We start from the raw sequence: 15,474 nt of genomic DNA, 5'->3' as shown, positions 1-15,474 counted from the left end.
GCTGCGTTTCCGTCGCCAGCATTTCCGCGCCCGCCATGTCCCCGCGCCCGCTCCGCATTGCCACGCGCAACAGCGCACTCGCCTTGTGGCAAGCCGGGCACGTCGCCGCGCGGCTGCGCGCGCTCGCGCCCGCGCAACCGGTGGAACTGCTGCCGCTCGTAACCCAAGGCGATCGCGCGCTCAACGCTTCGCTGGCGCAAGCCGGCGGCAAGGGCTTGTTCATCAAGGAACTGGAAACCGCGCTCGCCGACGGGCGCGCGGATCTCGCGGTGCACTCCATGAAGGACGTACCGGTTGCGCTGCCGCACGGGTTCGTGATTGCCGCGGTGCTGGAGCGCGAGGATGCACGCGACGCTTTTGTGTCGCGCCGCTGGCCGAGCCTCGCGGCGCTGCCCCAGGGTGCGCGCGTCGGCAGTTCCAGCCTGCGGCGCGCGTGCCAGCTGCGCCACCACCGCCCGGACATCGAGCTGCAGCCGCTGCGCGGCAACGTAGATACCCGGCTACGCAAGCTTGAGCGCGGTGAATACGACGCCGTGGTGCTGGCGGTCGCGGGATTGAAGCGGCTCGGACTTGCGCACACAATCAGCAGCGTGCTCGAGCCTGAAATCTGCCTGCCGGCCATCGCCCAGGGCACCATCGGCATCGAGTGCCGCGCGAATAACCGGGAGATTCTGGATTTGCTCACGCCCCTCAGCCACGCGCCCACATGGCAGCGCACGCTCGCCGAGCGCGCGCTGAATCGCGGCCTGTCCGGCAGTTGCCAGCTGCCGGTCGCGGGTTACGCGGAACTGCAGCAGCACGCCAGCCTGCGGCTGCGCGGCTGCGTCGGCCTGCCGGACGGCAGCCGCCTGATTGCGGGCGAGGCTCGCGGCTCGGCGGCCCAGGCCGAAGAACTCGGTTTGCAACTCGCCCATGACTTGCTGGCACGCGGTGCCGCCGATGTGCTGCGCCAAGTGTCCGGAGCCTGACCGTGGCCGCCCCCAAACCGCTGCGCGACACCGGCATCGTCATCACCCGGCCGGTGCACCAGGGCGAGGCGCTCCAGGCGCGGCTGGAAACCAAGGGTGCGAGCGTGCTGCACTTCCCTACCATCGAGATCCTGCCGGCCGCGCGCAGCAGCGAATTACAGGACTGCTTCGGGCGGCTGGAGCGCTACCACTACGCGATTTTCATCAGCCCCAACGCCGTGGATTACGCCGCCGACTTCATGGATTTCGGGTCGCTGCCGCCCAAGCTCAAGCTAGCCGCGATCGGCCCGGGTACCGCGCGCGCCCTGAGTGTGCACGGCCGCAAACCCGACATGCTGCCGCGCGACGGCGCGAGCAGCGAGGCGTTGCTGAAGCTCAAGGCGCTGAATGCCGTGACCAACAAACGCATCCTCATCGTGCGCGGCCAGGGCGGACGCGAGTTGCTGGCCGAGACCCTGGAAGAACGCGGCGCCGAGGTGGAGTACGCCGAGGTTTACCGGCGCGCAATACCCCGCATTGACCACGCCGAACTTGGCAGCTGGTTCCGACAGGGCAAGGTGGATGCCGTCGCGGTCACCAGCCGCGAGGCGCTGCTGAATCTCGATCACATGCTGAGCCCGGGGCTGACTCCGTATCTGCGTGCCTCCCAGCTTTTGGTGTCGAGCACGCGTGTGATTAAACTGGCGGGAGCGCTGGGCGTGCGGCGCCGGCCGCTGGTCGCGGCGGACGCCAGCGACCGCGCGCTCGTGCACGCGCTCGTCAACTGGTGGGCCCGCCAGGGACGTGAACAACGCAAACACCGGAGGGAGCATGAGCGAAGCGCCTGATCCCCGCGAAGCCGGCAGTCGCGAGCAGACCGCGATGCCTGCGGCAGCGTTCCCGGCCCGGCACCGGCATTGGCCGGGATGGCTGGCATTGCTGCTCGCGCTGGTGGCACTGGCGCTGGCGATTGCAGGCTGGGTGAACTTCAGCCGCACTGAAGAACAGCAATTCGCGCGTCAGAACTCGGAACTGCAGGCCGCGAATCGGCGGCTGGATGTGCTCAGCCAGACCGCGGCGCTCAAGAGCCAGCTGGACAGCGAGCAGAACAACACCCAGCAGGCACTCAAGAACTTCAGCGATCAGCTCGACAGCATGGGTGCGGCGCTCACCGATCTGCGGCGGCGCTCCGAGCGCGGCCGCGATGCCTGGATCAAGGCGGAAGCCGCCACCCTGCTTTTAGCCGCCAACGACCAAGTGGAACTGAATTCCGATCCGGCACTGGCGTTGAAAGCACTGGCCGCCGCCGACGAACGCCTGAAATTGCTTTCCGACCCGGGGCTGATCCCGGTACGCCAGTTGATTGCCAGGGAAGAAGCCGCGCTGCGCACAGTGCCGCAAGCCGACATCCCCGGCATGGCGGTCACGCTCACCAGCCTCATGGAATCCGCAGGGAAATTTCCGCTGAAGCGCGTGGCGCCGGAGCGCTACACCCCGGGCACCGCAGCTCAGCCTGCCGATAACGACCGCGCGCGGCTCACCTTGTGGCAGCGTTTCAAGGCCGGCCTGGACCGCCTGGGACGGGACATCTTCACGGTGCATCACCGCAACCAGCCGATTGAACCCCTGCTGACGCCCGAACAGGATTACTTCCTGCGCCAGAACCTGGAATTGCGGCTCGCGGCGGCACGCGCCGCCTTGCTGCAACGTGACAGTGCGGCGTTCCAGAGCAGTGCCCAACTCGCGCACACCTGGCTGGCAACGTATTTCAACCCGCAGGATACCAGCGTGAAGGCCGCGATCCAGGAGCTCACGCAAATGCAGGGGCAGCAGCTCAATCCGCCGCTGCCGGACATCTCCGCATCGCTCACGCTGTTGCGGCGCCTGGAGCCGCCGCGCGCCAGCGCGCCATGAAATACGCGTTCTACATCCTGTTGGCGCTGTTGGCTGCAGTGATCATTGCCGGCGCACTGCACGTAGACAGCGGCTACGTGCTGCTCTCGTGGCGCAACACCAGCGTGGAGATGTCGCTCGGCACGCTCGCGGTGCTGATCCTGGTGGTGTTCTTCGGCCTGTACCTGCTAACCACGCTGGTGGTCAAACTCTGGGCATTCCCGCGACGCGTGCACGAGGCCATGGAGCGGCGTCGCGAGGCGCGTTCGCGGCGCTCCGCCATCCGCGGCCTGATCGATCTCGCCGAGGGCCGCTGGGCCGACAGTGAGCGCCATCTGATTCGCCACGCCGCCGACAGCAAGGTGCCGATGATCACCTACATCGCGGCAGCGCGCGCCGCACAGATGCAGGGCGCACACGAGCGCCGCGACACTTATCTGCGCCGCGCCTACGAGCGCGAACCCGCGGCGCAACTCGCAGTGCTGCTCACCCAGGCTGAATTGCAGATCGCGCATCGCCAGTACGAGCACGCACTTGCCACGCTGCGGCGTCTGCAGGAACTCGACCCGGATCACGCCTACGGCTTGAAACTGCTGGCACGCCTGTACCGCAAGCTCGGCGACTGGCAGGCGCTGCATGCGCTGCTGCCCAAACTGCGCGACACGCGCGCCTTGCCGCGCGCGGAAATCGACCGGCTGGAAACCCAAGCGGTGAGTGTACTGCTGGAGCGCCTGGATACCTCCGCGGGAGCGCCGCAGGCCGAGGCCATGTGGAACGCATTGCCGCGGCGCCAGCACAGCGACGCCGGCATCGTGCGCGCGTATGCGCAGTTTCTGCTGAAATGCGGCGAGTCCAAGACCGCCGAAAGTGTCGTGCGTGAGGCGCTCAAAGCCAATTGGGACGAGGAATTGATTCTGCTCTACGGTCAAACGCGCGGCGATGATCCAGTGCGGCAATTGGCGCGTGCCGAGGAATGGCTGGCGGAAAAAGGCGAAAGTGCCGCGCTGCTGCTGACCGCAGGCCGGCTGTGCGCCACAGCCCGCCTCTGGGGCAAGGCGCGCAGTTACCTGGAATCCAGCATCGTGCTGGGCGCGCGCCCTGAGGCCTACGAGGAACTCGGTCGGCTGCTCAAGACCCTGGGCGAGCCGGAACACGCCATGCAGGCATTCAGCGACGGTCTGGCGCTGTCGCTCGGTCAGAAGATCAAGGCATTCAAACCCGGCAAACCGCGCTTGCGCCGTGTGCGCGGCTGAATTCAATCGTTACTGTATATCAGCCCGCATACGCGGGCCTCAAATCTTTTGAATTGTTGTCGCAAGAAGATCAATCAGAATCTTTCGAGTCGTCGGAATTTTCCAACACCTTACCGGTCTTCGCGTCCACGCCTACTTCGTGAATCAGTTTTCCGCGGCGGATGTCGAACGAATAGCGCAAGCCGCTGCCACCCTTCTCTTTTTCCAGCCCTTCCTTGAGAATTTTGCCGGGAAAGGTTTTGAGCGCGATGGTGCGAGCCTGCGCAAGGCTGATCCGGGCTTCCCGGGCGTATGGCTGCCCGCTGTAAGCCTGAGCGGCTATCAGTGGCAGCGTGCATGCCAAGACGGCGATGATGCACGCAGTAGATATTTTCATGACCTGACTCCTTGTTGTTACTGACGGCCAGAGGCTACCATGGGAGCCGACATCGGTCCGGTGACCAAGATTAAATTTGGATTACGATTTGTTCATGGATGCCGACATAACCCCAAAAACTTCTTTCGTGAATTACTGACCCAACATGCAAATACCCGAAATCCTGGTGATTGAATCCCAGCACCGGCCGGGCAACCTCGGCCGCATCCTCACTGCCATCGGCGAATGCGGGATCATGGTGGATCACATCACGCTGATGCGCCGCGCGCAAGACAAGAGCGTGTGGGAAATCACCGTGGAGATGGACGAAGCTGCGCGCCAGCAACTCAATGCCCGGCTCGCCGAACTGCCCTACGGCAAGCTGCTGGGCCGCTCCGACCGCGTGTTCAACCGCCATCGCGGCGGCAAGATTGAAACCGTTTCCAAAGTCCCGCTGGACTCCATCCAGCAGTTGCGCGATGTCTATACACCGGGCGTCGCGCGCGTGTGCCTGGAAATCCAGAAGCATCCGGAAGAAGTCTGGGACTACACCAACCTCGGCAACACCGTGGGCATCGTCACCAACGGCACGGCGATCCTCGGGCTCGGCAACATCGGCGCGATTCCCGGCCTGCCGGTAATGGAAGGCAAGGCGATGATTTACGCCAAGTTCGTCGGCATTTCCGGCGTGCCGATCCTGCTGAGTGATACGGATCCGAAAAAAGTGATTGATGCGGTCCTCGCCATCGAGTCCTCGTTCGGCGCCATCCACATCGAGGATATCGCCGCGCCCGCGTGTTTCGAGATCGAGGAGACCCTGGCCGCAAAACTCGCCAAGCCGGTGATGCAGGACGATCAGCACGGCACCGCGGTGGTGACGCTGGGCGCGCTGCTCACCGCCACCCGCCGCGTCAAACGTGAGCTGAAAGATTCAGTCATCGGCCAGATCGGCTTGGGCGCCGCCGGCATCGGCATTTCACAATTGCTGCTGCATTACGGCGTGCGCCAGCTGCTGGGCACCGACCTGCGCGAGGAAGCTCTGACACGCCTGGAACGCATGGGCGGCAAGCGCGCCACGCTTTCCGGGGTGATGCAGAAGGCCGACATTGTGATCGCCACCAGCGGCGTGAAGGGTTTGATCAAACCGGAGCTGGTGCGCAAAGGGCAGTTGATTTTCGCGCTCTCCAACCCGGAAGCCGAGATCGAGCCGCGCCTTGCGCTCGAACACGGCGCGGTATTCGCCACCGATGGGCGCAGCGTCAACAATGCGCTCGGCTTCCCGGCGTTGTTCCGCGGCGCGCTCGATGCGCGCGCCAAGCGTTTCACCCATGAAATGTACTTGGCAGCCGCGCAAAAGCTCGCGGAACTCGCCCCGCCCGACGAATTGCTCCCGCACGTGCTGGATAAGTCCGTGCATCTGCAAGTGGCGGAAGCCGTCAAGGCAGCCGCGATGCATTGATGCATGCCGCGTCTGGCTGCATCCACCAGGAAATCACATTCACGGTCTTACCCGGGAGCCGCCTTACATGCACCTCAAACGCCACGCAACAACTGCCCGTCATATTTCCGCGGTCTACGTCATATCTGCCGTGCTGTTAGCGGCCGGCATCGCCCCGGAAATCGCTGCGCACGCGGATGCCTTGAGCGATCTGCGTACGACACTCAGCAAGCTAAGCGACCAATCACCACTCGAAGCGACGGTGGACGTGAAATGGAGCAACGTCAACAAGAAAGAGAATAGCGGCAAGCCGCAATCAGCAACGGTGTTGTTCGACATTGAGCTGGGCAGCGGTTTAAGAATGCATTTCAGCTCGGCGTCACTGCAGCAGGCTGATACCGAGCTCCAAGCTGCGATCGGAGATGCCGATCACCCTACACCCACCGTGGCACTGCTCGGAAACGACGTTGATCCACTCACCATGGAACATCTGCTCACGCGCGGACCCGCCTTGCTGCGTCTGCTGGCAAACGCCTCGGCCGCGACTGTCAGTGAAACCACGCTTTGGGGACAGCCTGCACGTGAGCTCCTGGTTCAGTTGCCGCAGCCTAAATCCAAGGACGTGAGTCTCAAGGATTATCAGCGTACGGTGAGCATCTGGCTCAATGCCGACGGCGTACCCCTTGCGTTTACCGATCATAGCCAGTTCAAGGCGTGCCTGCTGTTCCTCTGTGCCACCACCGACAGCACCGAGTCGGACCGACTCGATGTGGTCAACGGCCGCCTGGTGGCTACCTTGGTATCGCGCGATCAAAAACTGTCCGGCCTGGGGCAGAATACCGACAGTCACATTGTTTACACGCTGATCGTGCAAGCTGCCAAACCGGCAACCAAAGCCGCCGGAGCCAGCTCGATTCAGTAAACCCACCTGTAGCGCCGATAGCAAAACGCCAGCAGCCACAGCGGGCCGATCAGCAGGAACAGCAGATCCTTGAAGAACGACGGCTTCTTGCCCTCGATCTTGTGACCGATGAACTGGCCAATCCAGGCGACCACGAACACGATTGCCCACACAAGCCACGGCCAGGCGACCGTAAGGTTTACGCCGTAGACGATAAAAATCATCGCCGCCGTCACCAGCGTCATGCCGAGCGCCAAGCGCCAGGCGAGCGCGTAGTAGTAGATCAACACCACAACGGCCACCAGTACTCCCCAATTGAAAAATGCCGAGCGCGCAGCCCATGCCTGAGGCACAGGGATGGACCAGAGCAAACCGATGACCGCTAACATGATGAGCGGCACGCACGCCCAGTGCAGCGTCTTGTTCACGGGGTGGCCGTGACTTTCGCCGTATTCGTCCAGCCAGCTTTGTACCGTGCGCATGGACCTGTCTCCGTGACACTGGCCTTAGAATAACGCGCTTTCCCCGGAGCCTGCATGGGCCTGCTGCAATTCATCGCCAAACTCAGATTTCTGCCGGAAGCCCGGCGGCTGGAGCTGTATCCGCCATTCTTCAAGATGCGCATCAAGGTGCTGGAAGTGCGCGACGACTGGCGGCACGTGCGTGTCAAACTGCCGCTCACCGCGTTCTCGCGCAATCTTTCCGGCGACATGTTCGGCGGTTGGCAGGCGGCGCTCGCCGATCCGATTGCGGCGCTGGCCTGCGCGCGCGTGTTCCCCGGTTATGCCGTATTCACGCGCGCCATGAGCATTGACTTTGAAAAGCCGGGACGCACGGATCTGGAACTGCGCTTCGACATGCAGCCGGAACAGGAAGCCGCCATCGCCGCGGAACTCGCGGCCAACGGCCGCGCCACACCCACTTTCGAGTACGGCTATTTTCTCGCCGGCGGCGTGCAGTGCACGCGCATCGTCAATACGGTCGCCATCCGCCCGCGCGGTTATGCGAAGACCAGCACGGAACAGGTGGACCTCAACAGGGCGCGCCAATAGGCCTGAATTTTCGCCGGGATTGCATGCGGCCGGCGCCGGCCGGAAAATACCGCCATTGCCTCTCTCCAAGGAAGCCGCCATGAACACATGCCGCCCGCTGATTTTCACGAGCGTCATCGCGCTCGCCGCTTGCACGGCGCTCGGCGCCTGCACCACCCTCAACCCCTACACCGGTCAGCAGCAGACCAGCGGCCTCGCCAAGGGCGCCGCCATCGGTGCGGTCGGCGGCGCGGTGGCCGGCGCGCTCATCGGCGGTGGCAGCGCCCGCAAGCGCGCACTCATCGGCGCCGGCGTCGGCGCGCTCACCGGCGCGGGCATCGGCTACTACATGGACGTGCAGGAAGCGAAACTGCGCCAGCAGTTGCAGGGCACCGGCGTATCGGTGACGCGCAACGGCAACGACATCGTGCTCAACATGCCGGGCAACATCACCTTCCAGACCAACAGCTCCCAGCTCAATCCCGCGTTCACCAACGTGCTGCATTCCGTAACGCTGGTGCTCAAGGAATACAACAAGACGCTGATCGACGTGGACGGTTTCACCGACAGCACCGGCTCCCCGCAGTACAACGTCATGCTGTCGCAACTGCGCGCCCAGGCGGTGGCCAGCAATCTCGAAGCCCAGGGCATCCTGCCGGCGCGCATCGCGGTGCAGGGATTCGGCGAGGCCAACCCCATCGCCAGCAATGCCACGCCCGAAGGCCGCGCGCAGAATCGGCGCGTAGAATTGCATCTCGCGCCGTTGACGGCGAATTGATCAGGCCTGAGATTGTGGGAGTGGCGATATTCGCCGCGATTCGGGCACAAGATCGCGGCTGAAAGCCGCTCCTACAGTTGGAATAAAGACCTAAATCTCGATCAGACCGTCAGACAGTTCCTCGGGATTACCGGGTTCGGGCGGATAGTGCCTGATTACAGCCGCAGTGAGCCTATGAGTTCTGTCTTTGGTGCTTGTAGTAATGATCGCGCGAATTTCCCACGGTTTCCAAGCAGCCAAAAATAAAAGCGCTGATTCGCCTGGACTTTTGTTCAGGGGAACCGGATATTTCAGGAGTCGTACAGATATTTGAGGCATTGGCCTGGACAATCTCTCTTTGGAATTCGGATGATTGCATAAAGGCCTCCACCTCCTGCTGCCAGGCATTCAGCTTGACATAAATGTCGTTGATTAAGTTTACTGTCTGTGCTTCGCTTTGATTCCAGCTAAAAATTTTGGAATTGAGATTGAGAGTTCGTGCCGCAAGCTGCGCATTCTTTTCGAGAAGCGAAGCGGTGTCTCTGAGATCCTGCAACGTTTTTTCGTTAGAGGCGGCAATTTTGGCATTGCAGTGGCGTACATAACCGGGAGCTTGCGCAGAATTGGTAATCATGCTGCCGTTGTTACAAAAACCACTGCAGCCTGACGACAATGCAGCGGAATCCGCATTTTTCGCCAATTGCTCCAGACGGTTGGGTCCTCCGTATTGGTTACATTGTTTGCGCACCGTCTCAAGCTCACGCTTGTGCTCGTTAGTCTGTTTGTCATGTCGCTTTAAACGCTTCGCATACTCATCTTGATCTTTCGATAGCCGAGCGTTTTCAGCATCGAGCTGTTTTTTTTCCCCCATCAACGTCTGTTGTTTGCTCTGCGCTTGTATCAATTGCTCAGAAAACTGTTTACCTGTGGAGATGTAATGGTTGATTGTAGTGTCAATTGACTCCGCATGTGCTGCAAGAATGCCGGCTTGAGCGAAGTACGCCGTTAGAATAAGAAAATAAGATATCGGTCGTTTGCCGTGTTTGCAGATAAAGGTCACAATCATATCCCGTCAACGCTGATCCGATCTCGATATGAAAGCCCGCCTAAGCAAAGCCTAGGCGGGTTGGTTTCAAATCATACCAATGACTCCAAGCCTCAGGGCGTTGAGGTGCAGGTAGGTGCTTTTTGATCTGGGCAGTTTGTTATGCCGCCATTATTGGGCTGTACATGGTTAAAGCCGAAGAATTGAAGAACAGCATTTTCAATGCGATTCCAAACCGATAATTGACTATACCCGACGTTAGCCGACACGGCTGCGGCTGACAACCCCAAAAGAGGCAGACAATAATTTCTTCATGTGAATGCTCCTCAAAATTAAGGGTGGAGGAAATCCTGCAATGTTCAGTTACTTCGCAGTTAACCGAATATTCCCCGCCCCCCTATAGTGGTTGTCAATGGTGGAATCGCTCAAATACACACGCCCATCTCGCTTTTCAAATCTCTATCAAGCCGTCGGACAGTTCCTCGGGATTACCGGGCTCGGGCGGGTAGTGCTTGGCCATGGCGGTGCCGCAGGCGCCGATTGCAGCCACGAAGCCGTCCACCACGCGTCCGGCCTTCACATCTGTCACGAACGCCTGGACGATGCCCCGCCAGTGCGCTGCGCCGATTTTTTCGTGGATGCCCTTGTCCGCCACGATTTCCACGTAATGCTCCGCCAGCGACACGAAGAACAGCACGCCTGAGTGCTCACGCGTCATGTGCACGCCCTGTTCATAGAATTGGGCGTGCGCAAGGCGGCGGGCGCGTGAGTGCTTCACCCAGCGCGGCACCAGGCGCAGGTGCAGTTCCGGCGCGAACAAAAACAGCAGTGCCAACACGACGAACAACAATAACTGGATCTGATAGATGTGTATCCAGGCGAGCGGCGCGGAAACCAGATACAGGATGCCCGGCAGAATCAGCGCGGCCATCGCGGCCCACAGCAGCGGCAGAAACACATAGTGGTCGCTGATGCGCGCTACCACCGCCACGAATTCGCCGCTGGTGTTTTTCTCCGCCGTATGAATGGCGGCGGTAATGCGGGCTTTGTCGGAGTCAGAAAACTCGATCATGTCCATGCCTCGTTGCTTCTTTGCTCCCCGCTTGAACACTTGGGTGCGGGGTTCTACGTTTTTTGTGCTACGTGCTAAGTGCTGCGTGCTGCGGAAAAGAGGGTCGGTCTCCGACGCAGCACCCAGCACACAGCACGCGGTACTTCTTCCTACCATCCTCCAGAAGCGCCGCCGCCGCCGAACGAGCCGCCGCCGCCGGAAAATCCGCCAAAGCCCCCGCCTCCGAAGCCGCCACCAAATCCGCCGCGTCCGAGACTCCCGCCCAGCATGCCCAAGGCCATCCAGCCGAGCCAGCCCATGCCGCTGCCGTGCATGCCGGGAGCGCCCGGCCCGCCGCCACCGCGGTAGAAAATCGCGCGGATCAGCGGAATGAGTGCAAACGCAATGATCAACAAAAGCAGCAAGCCGGTACCCGAACGATTGCGCACCTGCTGCTGTTGCACAGCCTGCTGCTTGTGGCCAAGCACGCCGAGAATCGCCTGCACACCTGCCGTAATGCCGCCTGAATAATCGCCCTGCTGGAAACGCGGCGCGATGATGTTGTGGATGATCTCGAAACTCTGCGCGTCGGTGAGCGTACCTTCGAGGCCGTAACCCACCTCGATGCGCATCTGCTTCTCGCCCACGTCCACGATCAGCAGCGCGCCGGTGTTCTTGCCCTTCTCACCAATGCCCCAGTGACGGCCGAGCTGATAACCCCAGTATTCGATGGGATAGCCGTTGAGCGTCGGCACCGTCACCACCACCAGCTGGGTGCCAGTGCTCTGCGCGTAGCCCGCGAGCTGCTGTGAGAGTGAATTGAAGACCGCAGGTGACAACAGGTGCGCCGTGTCCACCACCGGACCGCTCAACGGCGGGAACGGCGGCATGCCGGCATTGAGAGGATTGCTCGCCGCGAATACGGGCGTCGCGCATGACCCAGCCAGCACCATCAGCAGCGCGGCCAAGCCATGCGTTGCAGGCTTGAATGCTCCCGGTTTACCCCTCACGCCTCACTCCTCACCCCTCACTTAATTTACGGCGTGCCGGAGAAGTTGACCTTGGGCGCCTGCTGCGCCTGCTCCGAGATCGTGAAGTTCTGCACCGGCTGGTAGGTGCTGTAGAACATCGAGTGGTACCAGCGTCCGGGTATGGTGGTGAGCGTAGTGTCGTACTGCTGCACCGCCAGGATGTAATCGCGCCGCGCCACCGCGATGCGGTTCTCCGTGCCTTCGAGCTGCGCCTGCAACACCAGGAAGTTCTGGTTGGCCTTGAGGTTCGGGTAATTTTCCGTGACCACCATGAGGCGCGAGAGCGCACCGCTCAGCGTCGCCTGGTTCTGCTCGAACTGGTGGAAGGCCTGCGGATTGGTGAGGATGTTGGCGGGAATCTGCGTCTGCGTGACCTTGGCGCGCGCATCGGTGACCGCTTCCAGCGTGCTCGATTCGTGCGCCGCATAGGCTTTCACGGTGGCCACGAGGTTGGGAATCAGATCGGTGCGCCGCTGGTATTCGTTCAGCACCTGGCTCCAGGCGGCCTCCACGCCCTGCTTCTGGGCCGGAATGGCATTGATGCCGCAACCGGCCAGCAGCAGCGTACAACTAAACACAGCCGCCAAGGCGGTCAACTTGCGTACGGGATGACTCAACATGGCAAGGCCTCTCAATCCAAAGCGCTGGAATTGCGCGCAATCATAGCACCGCGCCCGTGACGGCCGCCCTGGGTGCCGGACGCACGGGTTAATATGGGCACAGACCCGCAATTTAACCTGCGCATGGAAGACGGGGAGTTGGCATGGCGCGACAAAAACGTACAGTGGTCCTGGTGCACGGCTGGAGCGTGCGCAATACCGACACTTACGGCGGGTTGCCGGAACGCCTGAAGCTGGAAGCCCGGCACAGTCCCGATCTGGAACTAGACGTGCGCCAGATCTGGCTGTCGGAATACATCAGCTTCCACAACGAAGTCACCATCCCCGACATCGCGCGCGCCTTGCAGGCAGCGCTCGTGCGCGAGCTGGGTGACGCGCTCAAGCACAAACAGCGCTTCGTGTGCATCACGCACTCGACCGGCGCGCCCGTCGTCCGCGCCTGGTTGCAGCACTTCTACATCGGCCGCGGCGAGCGCAAACCGCCGCTCAGCCATCTCATCATGCTGGCACCGGCAAATTTCGGCTCGGCGCTGGTGCAGCTCGGCCTGTCGAAGCTCTCGCGCCTCAAAGCCTGGTTCGAAGGCGTGGACGTGGGCACCGGCGTGCTCGACTGGCTGGAACTCGGCAGCGCCCAAAGCCTGGCGCTCAATCTCGAATGGCTGCAGCAGGGTGCGGCTTACATCGGCCCGCAGGGATTTTTCCCGTTTGTGCTCGCCGGCCAGTCGCACGATCCCAAGCTATACGATTTCATCAACAGCTACACCGCGGAGATGGGCTCCGACGGCGTGATCCGCGTGGCTGCGGCCAACCTGAACTACACGCATGTGCGCCTCGAGCAGATGGCGCCCGTGCCCGACCAGAAATCGAAACTCGGCTTCAGCGCGCCGCGGCTCGTTCCCGATGCGCCGGCAGTATCGCCGGCGGTGCCGCTAGCCGTGATTCCAGGCGTGTGCCATTCGGACCTGCGCATGGGCATCATGCGCAGCATTCCCGCGGACGTCACGCCCAACGCCACCGTGGACGCCATTCTGCAGTGTTTGCGCGTCGCGAGTCGCAAGGATTACGCCTCACTGTTCGACGCCTTCCGTGTGCAAACCGCGGAAGTGCAGCAGCGCGAACAGGTGGAAGACCGCAGCGTCATCGGCCCGTTCGATCACCAGGTAATCGTGGACCCCTGCAGCATGCTGGTGTTCCGGGTGCGCGACGATCAGGGTAATGCACTCAAGGATTTCGACTTGCTGCTTACCGGCAAGGACGGCAATCCCAACAGCCTGCCGCCGGGATTTTTCATCGCCCGGCAACGCAATCATCTGGATCCAGGCACGCTGACCTATTACCTCAATTACGCGCGCATGCAGGGAAGCCCGGCGGTGACCTATAAAGACAAACAATTGCGTCCCACCCTACGGCCCTGCGAGAGCCTGGGCCTGCACGTGATTCCCTATCCGCAGGAAGGTTTCGTGTTGTATCAGCCCGCCACGCTCACGGCGTCCGCGGAGAATCTCGCGAATTTCATCAAGCCCAACCAGACCACCATAGTGGACATCGTCATGCGCCGTATCGTGCGCGAGGGAGTCTATCGCCTGACCCAGAACCCCTCGCCTGAAGATTTCACCAAGCAGCCGCCGGGCAAGCCCATAACTTGATTATTTGGAGTTGCGGTCATGAACAAAAGCAAAGTCATTTTTGCCCTGACACTGTTGTCGGTCCTGCTGCTGCAGGCCACATATACCGTGGCGGCCACACCGGCAACCGAACGCTTGGCGCTTGCTGGCCATCACTTCACGGTTGAAATCGCGACCACGCCGCCGCAGTGGGAGCACGGCCTCATGTTCCGCACACACATGGCGGCGAATCACGGCATGCTGTTTATATTCCCCGACGTGCAGACGCGCTACTTCTGGATGAAGAATACGCTGATCCCGCTCGACATCATTTTCTTCGATGCCCACAAGCGGCTCATCAACGTGTCGGCCGACACCCCGCCCTGCAAGGCTGATCCCTGTTCCACTTACGCCAGCACCGCGCCGGCTCAATACGTGCTGGAACTCAATGCCGGCATGGCCGCGAAGCTGGGCCTCAAGTCCGGCAATCGGTTCACGGTCCATTGACCGCAGGTTTGTTGCCTGCGCTCCGGCGCGCCAGCGTATAGCCGAGCAGCGGACGCAGAATCAGATAAATCAGCGCGGCGCCGGCGCCGCCCAGAAGCAGCCACGCCACCACGCCGTGCAGGCTGTAGAGCCAGAGCTGTTCGAGCGCGTGCCGAAATCCGGAATGCAGCAGCTCCAGCAACTGGCTGCGGGTGAACGGCAGCGGCGGCTGATGGAAAATCCACTGTCCTGCCTGCATGAAGGGAATCAGCAACAGCAGTTGCAATGGATAGGCCAGAAAATTCACCGCCTGGATCAGCGGCAGATTGAGGCGGAACACCACGGCGACCAGCGCACACAGAATCGTCGTGGTGCCGAGCACCGGAGTCGCGCCGAGCATCACGCCCAGTGCCAACGTCAAGGCAATCTTGTGCGGCGTCATGCCCTCGCTCAGGAGCGCAATGACCAATCGCGACAGCTTAAGCTCGCGCAAATTCATGTCTTCCCCCGCATGCGGCACTATGCCACAGAATAGCGAGCCAGCTAATGTCGTAACGGGCGCTCAGTTCGGCCGGACGCCTCATCCAACTGAAGGGTCACATGCTATGATTGCGCCCCATCAGGCCGCGGATTCCCGCGGTTTTTTACGTTAGCCGGCATGCAAGCGCTCAGTATTCACGGCCTCACCAAGACCTATGGCAACGGCGTCGTCGCCCTCAAAGGCATCGACTTTGAGGTAAGCGAAGGCGAGTTCACTGCGCTGCTCGGGCCGAACGGCGCCGGCAAGACCACCACCATCGGATGCGTTTCCAGCCTCCTTGCTCCAACTGCCGGTCATATTCGTGTGATGGGACATGATGTGGTTCGCGACGGAGTGGCTGCCCGCCGCAGCATTGGCGTCGTGCCGCAAGAGATCGCGCTGTACGATGATTTGTCCGCGCACGAAAACTTGAGCTATTGGGGCGGCGCTCAAGGATTGCGCGGCACTCAACTCCAAAGCCGCATCCGTGAGGTTCTGGAACTCACCGGACTGCTCGACCGCGCCAAAGAGCCGATCAAGCA

General features: G+C 61.7%; 18 protein-coding genes. 11 read left to right on the top strand and 7 right to left on the bottom strand.

The genetic code is table 11. The features are described from left to right. Positions 1-35: 35 nt before the first annotated feature. Genes hemC through VJR90_09220 form a run of 4 tightly spaced genes read left to right on the top strand, consistent with a single transcriptional unit; the run spans position 36 to position 4,093 of the window. Positions 36-968 carry a hydroxymethylbilane synthase gene (hemC, locus tag VJR90_09235; GenBank protein ID HKV97658.1) on the top strand — a complete coding sequence of 311 codons (933 nt, stop codon included), beginning with the start codon at positions 36-38 and terminating at the stop codon, positions 966-968. A 2-nt stretch (positions 969-970) separates the two neighbouring features. Beyond that, positions 971-1,795, top strand: coding sequence for a uroporphyrinogen-III synthase (locus VJR90_09230; GenBank protein ID HKV97657.1), 825 nt, complete (start codon positions 971-973; stop codon positions 1,793-1,795). Continuing rightward, entirely contained in the window at positions 1,779-2,861 is a 1,083-nt protein-coding gene (locus VJR90_09225) for a uroporphyrinogen-III C-methyltransferase (GenBank protein ID HKV97656.1), read from the top strand. Before VJR90_09230 ends, VJR90_09225 begins: the two co-directional genes overlap by 17 nt. After that, positions 2,858-4,093, top strand: coding sequence for a heme biosynthesis HemY N-terminal domain-containing protein (locus VJR90_09220; protein HKV97655.1), 1,236 nt, complete (start codon positions 2,858-2,860; stop codon positions 4,091-4,093). The genes VJR90_09225 and VJR90_09220 overlap by 4 nt, the downstream gene beginning before the upstream one ends. A 70-nt stretch (positions 4,094-4,163) precedes the next feature. On the opposite strand, the gene VJR90_09215 is transcribed toward VJR90_09220, so the two are convergent. Beyond that, positions 4,164-4,469: a PepSY domain-containing protein gene (locus VJR90_09215; GenBank protein HKV97654.1), complete on the bottom strand. Its 306-nt coding sequence runs from the start codon at positions 4,467-4,469 to the stop codon at positions 4,164-4,166. A 145-nt stretch (positions 4,470-4,614) separates the two neighbouring features. On the opposite strand from VJR90_09215, the gene VJR90_09210 reads away from it, so the two are divergent. Beyond that, the gene (locus VJR90_09210; protein ID HKV97653.1) at positions 4,615-5,907 is read left to right on the top strand and encodes a malic enzyme-like NAD(P)-binding protein; all 1,293 of its coding nucleotides are present in this window, start codon (positions 4,615-4,617) and stop codon (positions 5,905-5,907) included. A gap of 67 nt (positions 5,908-5,974) precedes the next feature. Further along, the gene (locus VJR90_09205) at positions 5,975-6,808 is read left to right on the top strand and encodes a hypothetical protein (GenBank protein ID HKV97652.1); all 834 of its coding nucleotides are present in this window, start codon (positions 5,975-5,977) and stop codon (positions 6,806-6,808) included. Here VJR90_09205 and VJR90_09200 read toward each other — a convergent pair. Then, complete coding sequence (locus tag VJR90_09200) at positions 6,802-7,269, bottom strand: Mpo1-like protein (GenBank protein HKV97651.1); 468 nt, start codon at positions 7,267-7,269, stop codon at positions 6,802-6,804. The genes VJR90_09205 and VJR90_09200 overlap by 7 nt on opposite strands. A 54-nt stretch (positions 7,270-7,323) precedes the next feature. On the opposite strand from VJR90_09200, the gene VJR90_09195 reads away from it, so the two are divergent. Together VJR90_09195 and VJR90_09190 are read left to right on the top strand one after the other, a co-directional pair. Beyond that, positions 7,324-7,839, top strand: coding sequence for a DUF4442 domain-containing protein (locus VJR90_09195; protein ID HKV97650.1), 516 nt, complete (start codon positions 7,324-7,326; stop codon positions 7,837-7,839). A 79-nt stretch (positions 7,840-7,918) separates the two neighbouring features. Then, complete coding sequence (locus VJR90_09190) at positions 7,919-8,596, top strand: OmpA family protein (GenBank protein HKV97649.1); 678 nt, start codon at positions 7,919-7,921, stop codon at positions 8,594-8,596. Between the two features lie 172 nt (positions 8,597-8,768). Here the strand turns inward: VJR90_09190 and VJR90_09185 are convergent, their stop codons facing one another. The 4 genes from VJR90_09185 to VJR90_09170 form a co-directional block, all read right to left on the bottom strand. Further along, the gene (locus tag VJR90_09185; GenBank protein HKV97648.1) at positions 8,769-9,635 is read right to left on the bottom strand and encodes a hypothetical protein; all 867 of its coding nucleotides are present in this window, start codon (positions 9,633-9,635) and stop codon (positions 8,769-8,771) included. 436 nt (positions 9,636-10,071) lie between these two features. Further along, a complete protein-coding gene (locus tag VJR90_09180; protein HKV97647.1) occupies positions 10,072-10,692 on the bottom strand; it encodes a TPM domain-containing protein in 621 nt (206 codons plus the stop codon). Between the two features lie 149 nt (positions 10,693-10,841). Then, a complete protein-coding gene (locus tag VJR90_09175) occupies positions 10,842-11,681 on the bottom strand; it encodes a TPM domain-containing protein (GenBank protein HKV97646.1) in 840 nt (279 codons plus the stop codon). A 26-nt stretch (positions 11,682-11,707) separates the two neighbouring features. Continuing rightward, on the bottom strand, positions 11,708-12,322 hold the full coding sequence (locus tag VJR90_09170) for a LemA family protein (protein HKV97645.1): 615 nt from the start codon (positions 12,320-12,322) through the stop codon (positions 11,708-11,710). Between the two features lie 143 nt (positions 12,323-12,465). Between VJR90_09170 and VJR90_09165 the strand changes: the two genes are divergently transcribed. Beyond that, complete coding sequence (locus VJR90_09165) at positions 12,466-13,968, top strand: phospholipase (protein ID HKV97644.1); 1,503 nt, start codon at positions 12,466-12,468, stop codon at positions 13,966-13,968. An 18-nt stretch (positions 13,969-13,986) separates the two neighbouring features. Further along, positions 13,987-14,433 (top strand): DUF192 domain-containing protein, encoded by a 447-nt coding sequence (locus VJR90_09160; GenBank protein ID HKV97643.1) that lies wholly within the window; start codon positions 13,987-13,989, stop codon positions 14,431-14,433. On the opposite strand, the gene VJR90_09155 is transcribed toward VJR90_09160, so the two are convergent. Beyond that, positions 14,420-14,911 carry a DUF2062 domain-containing protein gene (locus VJR90_09155; GenBank protein ID HKV97642.1) on the bottom strand — a complete coding sequence of 164 codons (492 nt, stop codon included), beginning with the start codon at positions 14,909-14,911 and terminating at the stop codon, positions 14,420-14,422. The two genes, VJR90_09160 and VJR90_09155, sit on opposite strands and share 14 nt — an antisense overlap. Positions 14,912-15,070: 159 nt before the next feature. Between VJR90_09155 and VJR90_09150 the strand changes: the two genes are divergently transcribed. Next, positions 15,071-15,474 (top strand): ABC transporter ATP-binding protein (locus VJR90_09150; protein HKV97641.1); only part of this gene is annotated, 404 nt, incomplete at its 3' end.

The sequence above is a fragment of the Gammaproteobacteria bacterium genome (genome assembly GCA_035279405.1).
Lineage (GTDB): Bacteria > Pseudomonadota > Gammaproteobacteria > Natronospirales > REEB76 > REEB76.
The sequence above is the reverse complement of the archived record's forward strand: the minus strand, read 5'-3'. Positions and strand labels throughout refer to the sequence as shown.